Origin of the sequence: Rhizobium sp. SG570 (assembly GCF_012275345.1) — a bacterium.
Lineage (GTDB): Bacteria > Pseudomonadota > Alphaproteobacteria > Rhizobiales > Rhizobiaceae > Rhizobium > Rhizobium lusitanum.
On record NZ_JAAZQI010000001.1, the window covers coordinates 217552 to 232738 of the forward strand.

At 61.5% G+C, this 15187-nt stretch carries 13 protein-coding genes; 3 read left to right on the forward strand and 10 right to left on the reverse strand.

The features are described from left to right. Positions 1-178: 178 nt before the first annotated feature. A complete protein-coding gene (locus FHT28_RS01005) occupies positions 179-1372 on the reverse strand; it encodes a DUF459 domain-containing protein (RefSeq protein WP_047555332.1) in 1194 nt (397 codons plus the stop codon). Positions 1373-1455: 83 nt separating this feature from the next. Then, positions 1456-2679 carry a lytic murein transglycosylase gene (locus tag FHT28_RS01010; RefSeq protein WP_047555333.1) on the reverse strand — a complete coding sequence of 408 codons (1224 nt, stop codon included), beginning with the start codon at positions 2677-2679 and terminating at the stop codon, positions 1456-1458. A 203-nt stretch (positions 2680-2882) separates the two neighbouring features. On the opposite strand from FHT28_RS01010, the gene galU reads away from it, so the two are divergent. Further along, on the forward strand, positions 2883-3770 hold the full coding sequence (gene galU / locus FHT28_RS01015; protein ID WP_037196387.1) for a UTP--glucose-1-phosphate uridylyltransferase GalU: 888 nt from the start codon (positions 2883-2885) through the stop codon (positions 3768-3770). Between the two features lie 119 nt (positions 3771-3889). On the opposite strand, the gene FHT28_RS01020 is transcribed toward galU, so the two are convergent. Continuing rightward, the gene (locus FHT28_RS01020) at positions 3890-5422 is read right to left on the reverse strand and encodes an outer membrane beta-barrel protein (protein WP_168595361.1); all 1533 of its coding nucleotides are present in this window, start codon (positions 5420-5422) and stop codon (positions 3890-3892) included. Between the two features lie 197 nt (positions 5423-5619). On the opposite strand from FHT28_RS01020, the gene FHT28_RS01025 reads away from it, so the two are divergent. Then, a complete protein-coding gene (locus tag FHT28_RS01025) occupies positions 5620-6615 on the forward strand; it encodes a KpsF/GutQ family sugar-phosphate isomerase (RefSeq protein ID WP_037196391.1) in 996 nt (331 codons plus the stop codon). On the opposite strand, the gene FHT28_RS01030 is transcribed toward FHT28_RS01025, so the two are convergent. Beyond that, positions 6616-7074: an NfeD family protein gene (locus tag FHT28_RS01030; protein ID WP_037196392.1), complete on the reverse strand. Its 459-nt coding sequence runs from the start codon at positions 7072-7074 to the stop codon at positions 6616-6618. 1 nt (position 7075) lies between these two features. Then, positions 7076-8092 (reverse strand): SPFH domain-containing protein, encoded by a 1017-nt coding sequence (locus FHT28_RS01035; protein ID WP_168595362.1) that lies wholly within the window; start codon positions 8090-8092, stop codon positions 7076-7078. A 322-nt stretch (positions 8093-8414) separates the two neighbouring features. Between FHT28_RS01035 and FHT28_RS01040 the strand changes: the two genes are divergently transcribed. Further along, the gene (locus FHT28_RS01040; RefSeq protein ID WP_047555444.1) at positions 8415-9323 is read left to right on the forward strand and encodes a S1C family serine protease; all 909 of its coding nucleotides are present in this window, start codon (positions 8415-8417) and stop codon (positions 9321-9323) included. A gap of 31 nt (positions 9324-9354) precedes the next feature. Here the strand turns inward: FHT28_RS01040 and hemH are convergent, their stop codons facing one another. The 5 genes from hemH to FHT28_RS01065 form a co-directional block, all read right to left on the reverse strand. Beyond that, the gene (hemH, locus tag FHT28_RS01045; RefSeq protein ID WP_092573457.1) at positions 9355-10389 is read right to left on the reverse strand and encodes a ferrochelatase; all 1035 of its coding nucleotides are present in this window, start codon (positions 10387-10389) and stop codon (positions 9355-9357) included. A 97-nt stretch (positions 10390-10486) separates the two neighbouring features. Then, positions 10487-12586, reverse strand: a complete 2100-nt coding sequence (locus FHT28_RS01050) for a 5'-nucleotidase C-terminal domain-containing protein (RefSeq protein WP_168595363.1) — start codon at positions 12584-12586, stop codon at positions 10487-10489. A gap of 147 nt (positions 12587-12733) precedes the next feature. Then, a complete protein-coding gene (locus FHT28_RS01055) occupies positions 12734-13057 on the reverse strand; it encodes a hypothetical protein (protein WP_168595364.1) in 324 nt (107 codons plus the stop codon). A gap of 27 nt (positions 13058-13084) precedes the next feature. Then, positions 13085-13471, reverse strand: a complete 387-nt coding sequence (locus tag FHT28_RS01060) for a hypothetical protein (protein WP_037196397.1) — start codon at positions 13469-13471, stop codon at positions 13085-13087. Positions 13472-13651: 180 nt separating this feature from the next. Then, the gene (locus FHT28_RS01065; RefSeq protein ID WP_037196398.1) at positions 13652-15103 is read right to left on the reverse strand and encodes a homospermidine synthase; all 1452 of its coding nucleotides are present in this window, start codon (positions 15101-15103) and stop codon (positions 13652-13654) included. Positions 15104-15187: the final 84 nt, after the last annotated feature.

A 15187-nucleotide genomic window follows, 5' to 3' on the forward strand; every position in this document is an offset into this window, starting at 1 on the left:
GCCGTCACGACTGGACGCGGAGACCTCGACCGGAGAAAGCGCGCAAAACCACAACCTGCAAGCAGGTGCTGTCTTGATCGATATGATCTGCGCGGTTGGTGCTCATGACGTTTTTTTAGGGGTGCGCTGCGATATTGTCAAACAGGCCCAGTCGTGGACGCACTTATACGGAAGGTTCTCACGGCGCGGCCGATCCCGGCAACCTGTAGTCATCCACGCGGCCTGCAGGCGCCGGCGCCATTTGGCCTTTGTCGACCAGGAGGTCCCGCGGCGATGGTGTCGTGGAAGCCGGTGCGGGCGTGCCGCCCAGGAGCTGCGCGCCGCCGTCAAGGTCTGGGTCGGAAAGGCTCATCGGCGGGATGCGGGTGATTTTCTCCATCTCCGTCGGAGGCAGGTTGGCCTGCTGCGCCGGCAACGGATTGCCGGTATCGAGGCGGGTGATATCGGGGCTTGCCTGATCGCCCAGCAGCCGGCGTGCCGATTTCTCGACATAGAAGGCGACCTTGCGCTTGCCTGCCGCGGTCAGGTTGACACCGTCAGCGGTTCTGAGGCGCACCTGCTGGCCGTTGATATCGGAGCCGGTGACGATGAACTCGCCGTTTTGGTCGGTAAAGCCGTCCCAGATGTCGATGAACTCTCCGCCGACGCTTGTCGTCTGGCTCTGATAGAGCTGGTTGAGCTTGACCGCGCTCGCCGTCAGCTGGTCCGAGCCGAAGGAGGGCAGACCGACCCAGAGCAGCGGAATGTGGCGGCTCGTCACCAGCTTGGCAAATTGCTGCACGCGCTCTTCATAGGCGAGGAACCACGGGTCCGTGCCGTATTTTTCGTTGAGCCCGTCGCCGATGATCTGCTGGCGATCGTTGGCGCCGAGCATGACGATGACCATTGCTGGCTTCAGCTGGTCCATCATGCCTGTCAATTGCTGCGGCCAGTTGTAGTAGTCCTGCCGAACGAGACCCGAGGCGACATTGCCGCGCGTCTGGATGACGACACCGGGCGAGGCCGAAAAGGCATCTTCCAGTCCGGTTCCGAGACCGCTGGCGAGAAAGTCGCCGACGACGAGGATGGTTTTGGCATCGGGCAGCTTTTCCGCCGCCGGAGGTGTTTCCGGTTGGACCGCCACCGGCTGACGTGGCGGCGGCGTCGGCCGTTTGCGCGGCTGGATCTTTCGCCGCGGCGGCGGCTGGTCGACGGACTGGTCGGTATAGTCGGGTTCGCGGGTGCCGAACAGCATGTCGAACAGGTTTCTGCGCGGCCGCTCCTGCGCTTCAGCCGCCGTCGGCAGGCAGCCGAGTGCGACGATGGCGGCAAGGAGCGCTGTCAGAATAAGCCTTGCGGTTGCCATGGTTGCGCGGGCAGGTCGTTTGATCATAGCTTCTTTTCCGCTCACGCCCCATGGTCGCATGAGGAAGTATCTTCCGTCCAGCGGTCCAAGATCGCGCTGATAGCGGCCGCCTATTTGCGCAGCGCGTTCAGCAGGTTCATGGACGGTTCGCCATCCGCATCCATGCCGATGCGCTGCTGAACCGCGGCGATGGCCGCCTTCGAGCCGGATCCGAAATTGCCGTCGACGACGCCGTCATAATAGCCGAGCTGCTTCAGCCGCGTCTGCAGCTCGAATTTTTGCTGCACGTTCAGCGCACCGCTCGGTCGCGGCCAGGATTGCTGCATGCCGCCATAGCCGGCGATCTGATCGGCAAGCAGGCCAACGGCTACTGCATAGCTGTCGGATGCGTTGTAGCGCTTGATGGTGAAGAAGTTGCCGGTCATCAGAAAGCCGGGGCCATCCGGCCCGCCGGGCATCTTCAGCTGCGCGCGGTCGGAGGTCTGACGGAAGCCCTTGCCATTGGGGCGGACGAAACCGAGAGCGGCCCATTGGGCGATCGTGTGGGTCTTGCCGGCCTGTGCGCCGCCGCCAGATGGCACGACCACCTCGTAGCCCCATGTGCGCCCGGTCTCCCAGCCGTTCTTAGCAAGCAAGTTGGCCGTCGTCGCCAGCGCATCCGGAATGGAATTCCAAATATCGGCATGGCCGCTGCCGTCGGCATCGACAGCATAGAGCAGATAGCTGCTTGGGATGAACTGCGTATGGCCCATGGCGCCAGCCCAGGAGCCGTTCAGCTCCTTGCGCGACACGTCACCCTTCTGAAGGATCTTCAGCGCTGCGATGAGCTGTTTCTTGGCATAGTTGGCGCGCTTCGGATCGGCATAGGCAAGCGTCGCCAGCGCGCGGGGCACGTAATGCAGCCGATCGTTCTTGGCGAGAACTGCGCCGTAGTTCGACTCCATCGACCAGATGGCGAGCATGATATTTCGATCCACGCCGAAGCGCTGCTCGAGCGAGCGGAGCGTGGACGCATATTTAACCGCCATCTTCCGGCCAATATCCACGGTATAGGGATTGACACGGGAGTCGAGGTAATCCCAGATTTGGGACTTGAATTCCGGTTGGTACTGCGCTTTTTCAAGGACCGTGGGGTCAGGGTCCGTCACGCCGGCGAATGCATCGCGATAGGTCGATGGTGTAATGCCGCTCTTTGCGGCGGTCGTGTAGAAGCCCGCGATCCATTTTTGGAACCCCGGGTCAGCATTGGCGTTAACGGGAGCAAGTCCCGCGAAGGCAGCGAACGCGAGCGCCAGAGCGAGACCACGAAGGGAGTTTTTGCGGTTTGGGGTCATCTACAGCCTTGTCCATCGATCGTTGGATTTCGGTGCGGCGAAGCTCTTAGCGTTCATCCAAGCGTGACACTAGAAGAACGAAGTCAACAAATTCTTTACCATGGAAGCCGGGGTCAGTCATTATTTGCAAAACAGTAGCAAATTTATTCTACTGACCCTGAGAATGGCTTGGCGCCAGGCTAGTGAATGCCCAGGAGGTATGAGTGGGACAGCATAAAAAAGTTCGTAAGGCAGTATTTCCGGTGGCCGGACTGGGGACGCGGTTCTTGCCGGCGACCAAGGCGGTGCCGAAGGAAATGCTCACCGTCGTCGACAAGCCGGTGATCCAGTACGTCGTCGATGAGGCGATGGAAGCCGGGATCGAGCATTTCGTGTTCGTCACCGGCCGCAGCAAGCACGTGATCGAGGATTACTTCGACATTCAGTTCGAGCTTGAGCATACGCTGCGCCAACGCAACAAGAATGCAGAGCTGTCGTTGCTGAACGGCCTGCTGCCGAAAGCCGGAACGGCCAGCTTCACGCGTCAGCAGGAGCCGCTCGGCCTCGGCCATGCCGTGTGGTGCGCCCGCGAGATCGTCGGCGACGAGCCCTTCGCGCTGCTGCTGCCCGACATGGTCATGCGGGCCGAAAAGGGCTGCATGAAGGGCATGATCGAGCTTTATGAGACCAGCGGCGGCAATGTCATCGCCGTTGAAGAGTGCGCTCCGGATCAGACCCACAAGTATGGCATCGTCGGTGTCGGCGAAACGATCGGCAACGGCTTCCGCATCACCGAAATGGTGGAAAAGCCGGCCAAGGGCACGGCCCCGTCCAACTTCTTCATCAACGGCCGCTACATCCTGCAGCCGGAAATCTTCCGTATCCTGGAAAGCCAGGAGCGTGGCGCCGGCAATGAAATCCAGTTGACCGACGGTATGCTGAAGCTGGCACAGCAGCAGGATTTCGCCGGTTATCACTTTCAGGGCCAGACGTTCGACTGTGGTGCAAAGGATGGCTTCATCCTCGCCAACGTCGCTTTTGCGCTCGCGCGCGCAGATATCCGCCCGACCATCGAGGATGAGCTGAAGGCGCTGATTACGGCCCTGAAATAAGTTCTCAAATCGTTGAGAACAAAGAGCTGAGGCTCGGCATGTGCCGGGCCTCGTTTCGTTTCGGATGACAAGATGGGAGTGAACGCAAGACACGCTGCGACGAACGGTTCAGGTGGTGATCAGCGCTTCACCGTCAATCCCACACCTGCCTGTAGCTGGCGGGTGTCGTCGCCGGTCTTTCGCGAGGTCAGCTGATAGCCGACATTGCTGGTCAGATCGAGGTAACGGTTGATCCCCCAGGTGAGGCCGAATGCGGCGTCGTATTCGGTCTCGTCGGCAAAGGAGCTGATGGAAGGATAGTCGCGCCAGATCGTTCCGCCCGTCAGCTTTGCAGTGAGATCGTCGCGCAGCTGGTGGCTCAGGGTGCTGGTGATCTGATAGGCGGTGTAGCCGCTTTCGCCGGCTGTGGTGGAGGGCTGGACCGTGGTCGAAAGACCGATGCTGACATCGGTGCCGCGCTGCGGCGACCAGGCGAAATTACCGTCGATTGTCGGCGAATCGATCGAGGCGAGGCGCGAATCGTCGAACTGCGTGTGCTGGTAGCCGAAGCCGAGCTCGCCCTTCATCTTATCGCCAAGATCGAGCTCGACACCGGCCTTGCCGCCGTAACTCTGGTTTGAGCGGGCATATCCGCTGCTGTCGCGCGTCTGGTCGTAGACCGCGCGGCCGAGATCGGCTTCGACGAAGGGGATGATGGCCGGCGACAGCTCGTAGCCGATGCGTCCGCGCCATGTGCCGGCGGTCTGGTCGCGGTCGCTGAGCGTAACCTGGGTTCCATCCGAGAGCACGGCGTCGGAATAGGCGGTGCGGGTCAGCTCCACAGCAGTCGTGCCGCGCAGCAGGCCGAAGTCGCGCTCCAGCGACAGTCCCGTGGTGAACTGGTTGACGGCCGACTGTTTCGTGGCGCCGGCAATGGCGTTCGGATCGCTGGTGTCCTCACGGGAGAACTGGTAGCCGGCGGTGATGTGGGCGGTGGTATCGGCGGGAAGATCGAGGCGCAGGTCGGCATTGAGGCTGACCGTCGGCTTTTCCTCGCCGGTGCCGCTGATGTTTCTCTGCCAAACGCCTTCGCCTGTTATGGTCAGCGCATGCCGGTCCCAATCCGATGTCAGCGTGCTGCGCAGGTCCGTCTGCAGGAACGTGCGGTCGTCCTTGGTGGAGCCGGTGCGGTCTTGCTCGATATTGATCGACTGGTTGACGGAGGGGCGCAGGGTGAATGTGCCGAGCGGTATGCCCTGCGCATCCTCGCGATCCGGATGCTGGCGTGCCTTCAGCCCGTCGACGCTGGTCTCGGGCAGGTTGACGCGGCGCAGATCTGTGTCGAGCGTGGAACCTGTGGTGGTCGGATCGACGCTGTCGAGGCGAAGGCGCATATTGGGCGGCGCATCCGCAGCAGTTGGTGCCTGATTCGTCGATGGCGTCGGTTGCGTATTGCTCGAGGACGCGGCCGTCGGGTCGGTCGGTGACGCGGATGTCGCGTCCGTGCCCGGTGATATCGTTAGGGTGTCGTCCGGATTTTGGCCTGGGGACAGCGATTGCGCGTCGGCCGACATCGGCGCGGCGAATGCGACGCTCCAGCCGAGCATGGCGGATGTCGCCCATGCCGTCAGCCGGAGGGTGCCGTTACCCGCCTTGTTCTTGCCGATGCCCATTTTGCCTATATCTGACCTTACTGGAAATGCCTTAAATCCTTACCCAAGTGTAAAGCTGCGTGGTTAACGCTTGGTTGCCAAAGGGCCGTGGAGAGCATTCCGCCAGTAATATTGTTGAGGCCGCCCGGCCTGCCAGTCGCGGTGGCAAAAGTCGATCTTCAGTGGACAGATTTGCAGAAAAGCGTTAGGCCTCCCTCATGAATAAGAGAGCTGTAAGACTCATCGAGAACGGTGCGATCGAATCCGCGATGCGAACGATCGAGACCGAGAGACGGGGCCTTGAGGCGCTGGAACGTGCGCTCGCCGCTGGTTTGGCCGGTCCGTTCAGCCGCGCGGTGGAGATCATCGGCGATATCAGCGGCCGCGTCATCATCACCGGTGTCGGCAAGAGCGGCCATATTGGCAACAAGCTCGCCGCCAGCCTCGCTTCCACCGGAACTCCGGCCTTTTTCGTGCATCCTGTCGAGGCCAATCACGGCGATCTCGGCATGATCACGCATGATGACGTCATCGTCGCCATGTCCTGGGGCGGCGAGAGCGCCGAGTTGCGCGGCATCATCGCCTATTCCCGGCGCTTTTCGATCCCGATGATTGCCATTACCGCGGGCGAGACCTCGACGTTGGCGCGCGAGTCGGACGTTGTTCTGTTGCTGCCGAAGGAGCAGGAAGCCTGCCCGCATGGGCTGGCGCCGACGACCTCGACGCTGCTGCAGCTCGCCATCGGCGATGCGCTGACCGTGGCGCTGCTGGAGGCGCGCGGCTTCACAGCCGAGGATTTCCGCACTTTCCATCCGGGCGGCAAGCTCGGTGCCAGCCTCTCGCATGTGGCCGATATCATGCACAAGGGCGACCGCGTGCCGCTGGTCAATCTCGGCACGGGCATGCCCGAGGCGGCAATGACCTTGTCGCAAATGCGGTTCGGCTGCGTTGGCGTCATCGATGAAAACGGCTGCCTCTGCGGCATTGTCACCGACGGCGATATCGCTCGCAATCTCGGCACCAGCCTTGCCGACATGCTCGTCGACGAGGTGATGACCCGCAATCCGAAGACGGTGAAGGAAACGACGCTGGCGACCAGCGCGATGGCCGTGCTCAATCGCCACAACATCTCGGCGCTGATCGTCATCGACGATGCGCGCCGCCCGGTCGGCATCGTCCATTTCCACGACCTGTTGCGGATCGGGGTTGCCTGATCAGACCGGTTCGACCGTAAGTTCGCGGCCATTGCTGGCGACGATAATGACACGTGTGCCAACCGGCAAATCGGGCCCCTTGACTGTCCAATAGGTGTCGTTGAGGCGGATGCGGCCACGGCCTTCGGCTATGGGCTCGCCGAGCGTTGCCGTGCGGCCGACAAGGCTTGCGCCGCGCTGGTTCAGGAAGGGCTCGTCCGTGACCTGGTTGTTGTTGTAGAAATAGCGGCGCCCGAGTAGGGCGACGATCACGGCGACGGCCGCAAAGACCAGCCACTGCAACTGCCAGACCCAGAAGGCGTCATCCCAGAACAGCAGCGACAGCGCCCCGACAATGATGCCAGCCAGACCAATCCAGACGAGGAAGAAGCCCGGCAATACCAACTCAGCGGCAAGCAGCACCAATCCCAGCAGCCACCAGCTCCAGGGGCCGAGCTCCACGACGAGATCATCGAACATCTCAGCTCTCCCTGGGCGTCAGCGGATTGACCGAAGGCGTGGTACGAACGGCGCCTGACCGAGGCCTCGAAGGCTGCGGCGCACCGTCGCCGTTGCCATTGTCGCCGAAGACTTCGCGGGCAATGGCGCCGATGCCGCCGAGCGAGCCGATGAGGGAGCTGGCCTCCATCGGCATCAACACGATCTTCGAATTGCTGGCCGAGCCGATTGCCGTCAGGGCTTCGGTGTATTTTTGCGCGACGAAGTAGTTGATGGCCTGCACATTGCCTTCGGCGATGGCTTCGGAAACCATGCGGGTCGCCTTGGCTTCCGCTTCCGCCAGGCGTTCGCGTGCCTCGGCATTGCGGAACGCCGCCTCGCGCTGACCTTCCGCCTGCAGCACGGCCGACTGCTTTGCGCCCTCCGCCCGCAGGATCTGCGCGGCACGGAGCCCTTCCGCTTCGAGAATCTGGGCGCGCTTTTCACGCTCGGCCTTCATCTGTCGGCCCATGGCGTCAACCAGGTCCTTCGGCGGCTGGATGTCCTTGATTTCGACGCGCGTCACCTTGATGCCCCAGGGCTCGACAGCCTCGTCGACCACGCGCAGCAACCGCTCGTTGATGGCGTCGCGGTTGGAGAGAAGCTCATCCAGGTCCATCGAACCCATGACCGAACGGATATTGGTCTTGGTGAGGTTGAGGATCGCGCTTTCGAGATTGGTGACCTGATAGGCGGCCTGCGCCGCGTTCAACACCTGGAAGAAGGCGACCGCATCGGCAGAGACGCTGGCGTTGTCCTTGGTGATGACCTCCTGAGTCGGCACGGCCAACACCTGCTCCATAACGTTCATCCGCACGCCGATCGTCTCAATGAAGGGCACGATCAGATTGAGGCCCGGCTCCAGTGTGCGGATGTAGCGGCCGAAGCGCTGGATTGTATAACGATAGCCCTGTGGCACCGTCTTGATCCCCGCAAACAGCACCAGGATGACCAAGACCACCAGGGCAACCACGAAGATGCTGAAACCACCGACTACCATTGAATTCCTCCATGGAGGCGCCCACGGTATGCGGGCCTCTCGCGTCACGTAAAGCGCTGCCGCATCGTTCTCCGTACGTTCGGTCGAAAACGCATGACGGCAACTCAATCAGATGTGGTGGGTTAGCATGTTCTCGACAAGGGAGGAATGGGTCGCCCAACAACACGATCCGGTGTGTCTGAGATTGTTTTGGCCCGATCAATCAATCGCGATCCGGGTCTTGCTTCCGGCGGTTGATATTCATACTTTAATGGAGAAATCTCCGGCTCCGCTGCCACACAGCCTTTCGGGCCCAACCTTTGCGCATCATCAGGGTGAAGCTATGAATATGGATAGGACCTTACGGTCGGTCGTGGCCGTGCATGCCTCAATTCCGGAAGACGCTTTCACGGCGACGACGCTCGGCACCCGCAGGGAAGGCAACGGAGTCGTCATCCGGGGGAACGGGCTGGTGTTGACGATCGGCTACCTCATCACGGAGGCTGAGGAAGTCTGGCTGACGACGAATAGCGGTCGTGTGGTGCCGGCACACGCGCTTGCCTACGACCAGGAAACGGGATTTGGCCTGGTGCAGGCGCTTGGCCCGCTCGACGTGCCCGCGCTGGAATTCGGTGATGCCGAAAAGGCCGAGATCGGCGATCCGGTGGTGATCGCAGACGGCGTCGGCCAGTTCGTCGAGGCGAAGATTGTCGCCAAACAGGAGTTCGCGGGTTACTGGGAGTATCTGCTCGACGAGGCGATCTTCATCGCGCCGGCGCATCCGTCATGGGGCGGCGCGGCGCTGGTGGACGAGGAGGGCAAGCTTCTGGGTGTCGGTTCGCTGCATCTGCAGATGGCGACCCAGAATGGCGAAGGCGCCGATATCAACATGGTTGTGCCGATCAACCTGCTGCTGCCCATTCTGGACGATCTGATCAAGCGAGGGCACGTCAACAAACCGCCGAGGCCCTGGCTTGGCGCGTTCTCGGCCGAAAGCAATGGTGAGGTCGTTGTCATGAGCGTGACCGAAGGCGGTCCGGCGGCCAAGGCGGGATTGCGCCGCGGCGACGTCATCTCGGAGATCCGCGACGCGGAAGTGGATGGGCTGGCCGATTTCTATCGGAAGATATGGGAGAGCGGGCCGGCCGGCGCCGAGATCCCGATGCGGGTGCTGCGCAATGGCCGGGAGGCCTGGTTGCGCATCAAATCCGCCGACCGCGGCAGCTTTCTCAAGAAACCGCAGCTGCAGTAGAGGCCATCGCCGGGATTCCCCTGGCGATCGGTCAGACCCAGCCAAGCAGTTCCCGCCGCACAACCTTCTCCAGCACCTTCATGCCGTCCTCGCTGTCGTTGAGGCAGGGGATGTGCGTGAACTTGTCGCCGCCATTGTGATGGAAGGATTCGGCGGCCTGTTCGGCGATTTCTTCCAATGTCTCCAGGCAGTCCGAGACGAAGCCCGGGTTCAGCACGGCGATGCGCTTGGTGCCGTCCTTGGCAAGCTGTTCCACCGTCTTGTCGGTATAGGGCTGCAGCCATTCCTCCGGACCGAAGCGGGATTGGAAGGTGACCATGAACTGATCCTCGGTAAGCCCGAGTTTCTCGCGCAGCAGGCGACCTGTTTTCTGACAGAAGCAATAATAGGGATCGCCCAGTTTGAAGTAGGACATGGGTATGCCGTGGAAAGATGCGAGGATCTTCTCGGGCTGCCAATCCAGCGTTGAAAGATGCCGGGTCACGGAATTGGCGAGCGCCTCGATGTAGGTGTCGTCGTCGTGGTATTGCGGCACGGTGCGGAGTGCCGGCTGCCAGCGCATCTTCGCTAGCTTCTCGAACGCCTTGTCATTGACGGTTGCCGTCGTTGCGGCGGCGTATTGCGGATAGAGCGGAAAGAGTACGATGCGCTCGCAGCCCCGATCCTTGAGCGCCTGGATGCGGTCGCCGATCGAGGGTTGGCCGTAGCGCATGGCCCAGTCGACGGTCACATTGGGTAGATCCTGTAGGCGTTCGGCCATCTGATCCGATTGATTGCGCGTATAGGTACGAAGGAAGCTCTCATCTCTTTCCTTGTTCCAGATCGTCTCGTAGGCCTTGCCGACCTTCTGCGGTCGGGTGTTGAGGACGATGCCGAACAGGATCGGATACCATTTCCAGCGGGACCATTCGATGACCCGACGATCCGTCAGGAACTCGCGCAGGTAGCGACGCATCGAGGCGTAGTCCGTGCCGTCGGGTGTTCCGAGGTTGACAAGCAGCACGCCGACCTTGCCGAATTTCACGCTGGGGTGATCGGGCGGAAAGGTGGTCAGGTCTGCTGTCATCGATTGAATTCCTTTTAACGAAACGAAGTCCTTCACATAGGAACAAAAGCCGGCCCGGAAAAGCCCGGACCGGCTCTCTCACGCGAGACAAATCGTCTTACTTGGCTGGAACTCTCAACTTTTCGCCGACCGGGAGATGGTGCGGCTCGAGATTGCGGTTGGCGGCCAGAAGCTTGTGCCATTGCTTGGCGCTTCCGTAATAGGTCTTGGCGAGATCCCAGAGCGTATCGCCGGCGACGATGACGTGGATTGCCGGTGTCTTCGGCTTTTCGCTGGCCTCGGCTGCCGGCGCGGCTGTCGCCGGCGCGGGGGTTGCAGGAGCCGTCGTCACCGGTGCTGACGTTGCCGGGGCTTCCGTCGCAGGTGCCGATGCAGCAGGCGTCGAGGTTGCCGGAGCGGATGGGGTGTCCGCAGGCTTTGCCGGCGTGGTGGCGGGCGTTGTCGCCGAGGGTGTCGAGGAGGCCGGCGGCGTAGCGCTGGGTGCTGCCGCGCTGCTAGCGGCGGGTGTCGGAGCGGGCTTTTGGTCCGGCGCAGCCTGCTGAGGGGTTTCGGCCGGCTTGGCCGCTTCGGGCTGGGCGGCAGCCGGTGCTGCGGCGATCTGGGTTATGCGGCCGTCCGTGTAGGGCCTGTAAGGGTTGTGTGCGGCAAGATAGTCGGCAACCACCGATTCCAGGTTGGGACCGAAGTCATAGGCATTCTTGCTGTCCTTCGCGAAGACCGTGTAGCCGTCGCCGCCGGCGCGCATGTAATTGTTGCTGACGACGCCGTAGGTCTTTTCGGGGTCGATCGGCTTGAATTCAGTGCCTTCCTGCACCTCTACGGAGACCAGCCGGCTGCCCGGCGGCTTCGACTTGTCGAAGCTGTATTTGAGGCCCGCTACCTGTGGGAAGCGGCCGGCGCCGTCGTCGATCTGGCTGAGGCCGTTTTCCAATGCGGCCTTCACGTTCGCGCCGGTGAGCTGGAAAGTCGCGACCGTGTTCTGGAAGGGCAACACGGTCAGCACGTCACCCATGCTGACATCGCCGCCGCCGATCGAGGCACGCAAGCCGCCGCCGTTCTGGATGGCGATGCTGATGCCCTGGCCCTTGGTACGGTCGAGCATGGCGTCGGCGACAAGATTGCCCATCGAGCATTCCTGAACGCGGCAGATTTCCCGAGCGCCTTCGATCGGGCCTTGCGAGCTGCCGATGATCTTCTTGCGCAGCTCTTCGATCGGCTTCGCCATTTCCAGCACGCGAGCGGCAATCGCCGGATCGGGCTTGATGGAGGAGTCGAGCAGGATCGGATCGCCGTTGGCGCCCTTGACGGCACCGTTGTCATCGAAGGTGACGACGAGATCGCCGAGATACTTGCTGTAGGACGCCGCCTGAACGACCGGCACCTTATAACCCGCCGGATTGTCGACCATGGTCGGATAGGGCCCGGCTGCCTTCGGATCCGTATTCGACAGCAGCGTATGCGAGTGGCCGCCGACGACGACGCTGACGCCGGCGATCTTGCCGATCTTTTCGACGTCACGGGGATAGCCGACATGCGTGAGCGCGATGATCTTGTTGACGCCCTGAGACTTCAGCGCGTCCACTTCGGCGCTGATGGCGGCGGCATCGTCGGTGATCTTCACATGCGGACCGGGCGAGGCGAGTTCGGGCGTTTCGGTCGTGACTGCGCCGACGATGCCGATCTTCTGGCCGCCGATAGTGAGCACGATCGATTTCTTGATACGGTTGCCGAGCTTCGACTGATCGTCAATTACCAGATTGGCAGTCACGACGGGGAATTGCGCCTTGTCGAGGAAGGCTGCGAGCGGGCCCTCGCCATCATCGAACTCGTGATTGCCGACGGTCATGGCGTCGATCTTCATATCGTTGAGGAATTCGACTTCGGCTGCACCTTTGTAGGTCGTATAGAACAAGGAGCCCTGGAAATTGTCGCCGGCATCGAGCACCACGACATTCTGGCCGGCAAGTGCTGCGCGGCGCTGGTCGATGGCCGTCTTCAGCCGCGCTGCCCCGCCGAAGCACTCGTTCTTGGCCTCCTCGGCCGCGGAGCATGTCGCATCGAACTTGTTGATCGACTCCACGCGCGAATGGAAATCGTTGAAGTGCAGGATGTTGAGCTGATAGTCCGCGAAGGCTGTGCTGGTGCTGAGCGCCAATGCCGCGGCGGCCAAAAGACCCACTCCGAAGGGCTGCTTCATCTGTCTCTCCTGTTCGTCCTTACAATCCGGCCCGCCTATGCCCCAAGGCGGTCCCCCACGTCGATGTTTTCATCATGGCGGAGCGAGCGCAAGCGAAAGCTGTGGGCTTCATTAGGATTTTACAAAGCAACGAAATGAGCCGTCAGATCAAGAGCATGCTTCGATAGAGGCATCTCCGTAGGATTCCAGCGATGCCGTCGCGGCATTCCAGCCGACAGCGCAAAAGACAAGCAGGCAGCAGAGCGCCGCAGCGGGATGAAAACGCCGACGCCTGACCCGATAAAGCTGGATCGCGCCGGCACCATAGATCAGCAAGACGGGCAGCGCGAAGATGAGGACACTCATCGGCCCGTCACTGTCGAGCGCCTCGTTACCTTGAGCCCGGTAGCTGTTGACGGGGAGAATCGCGGCCAGGACGGCGAAAGGCAATGCTGCGACGAGGGCCAGATAGAGCACCATCATACGGCGCATGACGTCTTATCCGTCCGCCGGGCCTGTTCAGCCCTGGCGGTTGAGGGAGAAGTGTCCGCCGGTCTCGGAGGTGCAGTTAAGCTGACCGGGGTTGGCCATGAAGCAGTTCACCTTGGAGCTGGTGCGCTTGATGTTCGAGTAGAGATTGATCTGGACGACGCCGGAAGCGTCGGTCGTGTAGGTTCCGGAGGCCATCTGCTGGTTTGTGCCGTCGGTCGTGTGCGTCTCGAAACGGCCGGCCGAAAATGTCGAACTCAGACCGTTCGAATCCGCCCAACTGCCTTCCACCGAGTTCGCCCGTGGCTGCGCGCCGGGGTTCATCGCCATCGGCGGCGGTCTCGATCCGCCGAAATCGACGCAGGCGGACAAGGCTGCCGTAGCGGCTGCGAGGGAAAGCACGGTTCTGATCTTCATAAATATCTCCCGCGATGAAGGCGGTCTATTGTCGTATCGGTTGCGAGAAAGATGGCGCGGCTATTGGGTTAAAGCAAGGCTTGAGAACGCAACTGCTTGATTTATCCCGCTTGCGTAACAAAAATGCCCGCACGACCTGTGCGGGCATTCGAGCGTTGCGCCTTGCGAACGCTGTTTCCGTTAGCGAACCAGGATATTCCTGAACTGCCAGGGATCCTTGGTGTCGATGTCTTCCGGGAAGAGGCCCGGACGGCCGTCGAGCGGCGTCCAGTCGGTGTAGTGGCCTTCAACCGGACCGAGATAGGGCAGCTGCACTTCGAGGCAGCGCTTATAGTCGATCTCGTCGGCTTCGACGATGCCGGCGGTCGGGTTTTCCAGCGCCCAGACCATGCCGGCGAGAACGGCGGAGGTTACCTGCAGGCCGGTCGCGTTCTGGTAGGGAGCGATGCGGCGGGTCTCTTCGAGAGACAGGCGCGAACCGTACCAGTAGGCGTTCTTGTCGTGGCCATAGAGCAGGACGCCGAGTTCATCGATGCCGTCTTCCAGTTCGTCCTCGTCGAGAACGTGATGAACCGGCTGCGGCGTGCCGCCATTGCCGAACATTTCGTGCAGCGAAAGCACGGCGTCGTTGGCGGGATGGTAGGCATAGTGGCAGGTCGGGCGGAAGGTGACGTCGCCGTCCTTGTCGCGAACCGTGAAGAAGTCGGCGATCGAGATGGATTCGTTATGCGTGACCAGGAAGCCGTATTGCGGACCTGGCGTCGGGCACCAGGTGCGAACGCGGGTGTTGGCGCCCGGCTGTTCCAGATAGATGGCCGCCTGGCAGCCCTTCTTGTGCTTCTTGGCGTTCTTCGGCATCCATTCTTCATGGGTGCCCCAGCCGAGCTCGGCCGGCTGCAGGCCTTCGGAAATGAAGCCTTCGACCGACCAGGTGTTCCAGAAGACGTTGAGCGGCTTCGGATGCTTGGTGCGCTGCGTGTCGCGCTCGGCGATATGGATGCCCTTGACGCCGACCTTCTTCATCAGCTTGGCCCAGCCTTCGCGGTCATGCTGGTCCGGCTCTTCGAACTTCAGGCCGATATCCTTGGCGAGGTTGACGAGCGCCTGCTTGACGAACCAGGACACCATGCCCGGGTTTGCGCCGCAGGTGGAAACGGCCGTCGTGCCGCCCGGGTTCTTCGCCTTTTCCTTGCGCATGGTTTCGCGCAGGGCATAGTTGGTGCGGTCGGCATTCTTCAGGCTCTTGTCGAAATAGAAGCCGAGCCAGGGTTCGACGACGGTGTCGATGTAGAGCACGTCGAGCTTGCGGCACAGCTTGACCAGATCGAGCGAGCCGGTATCGACCGAGAGATTGACGCAGAAGCCCTGGCCGCCGCCTTCCGTCAGGAGCGGCTTCAGCAGTTCCTTGTAGTTTTCCTTGGTGACATGTTCCTTGATATGACGGACGCCGTGCTTTGCCAGGATTTCCATGTCGGCTGGTTCTTCACGCGGGTCGATGACGACCATCCGGCTCTTGTCGAATTTGAAATGGCGCTCGATCAGGGGCAGCGTGCCGCGGCCGATGGAGCCAAAGCCGATCATTACGATCGGACCGGTAATTTCGGCATATACCGGATAGTTCTGTTCCGTCATTCTTGTCTCCTTCGAAAGGCAGGACGCCGTTCGGTTCATAAAATTCATCAGAGTTTGCGCGAGAACGCGAGGTGAAGGGCTCTA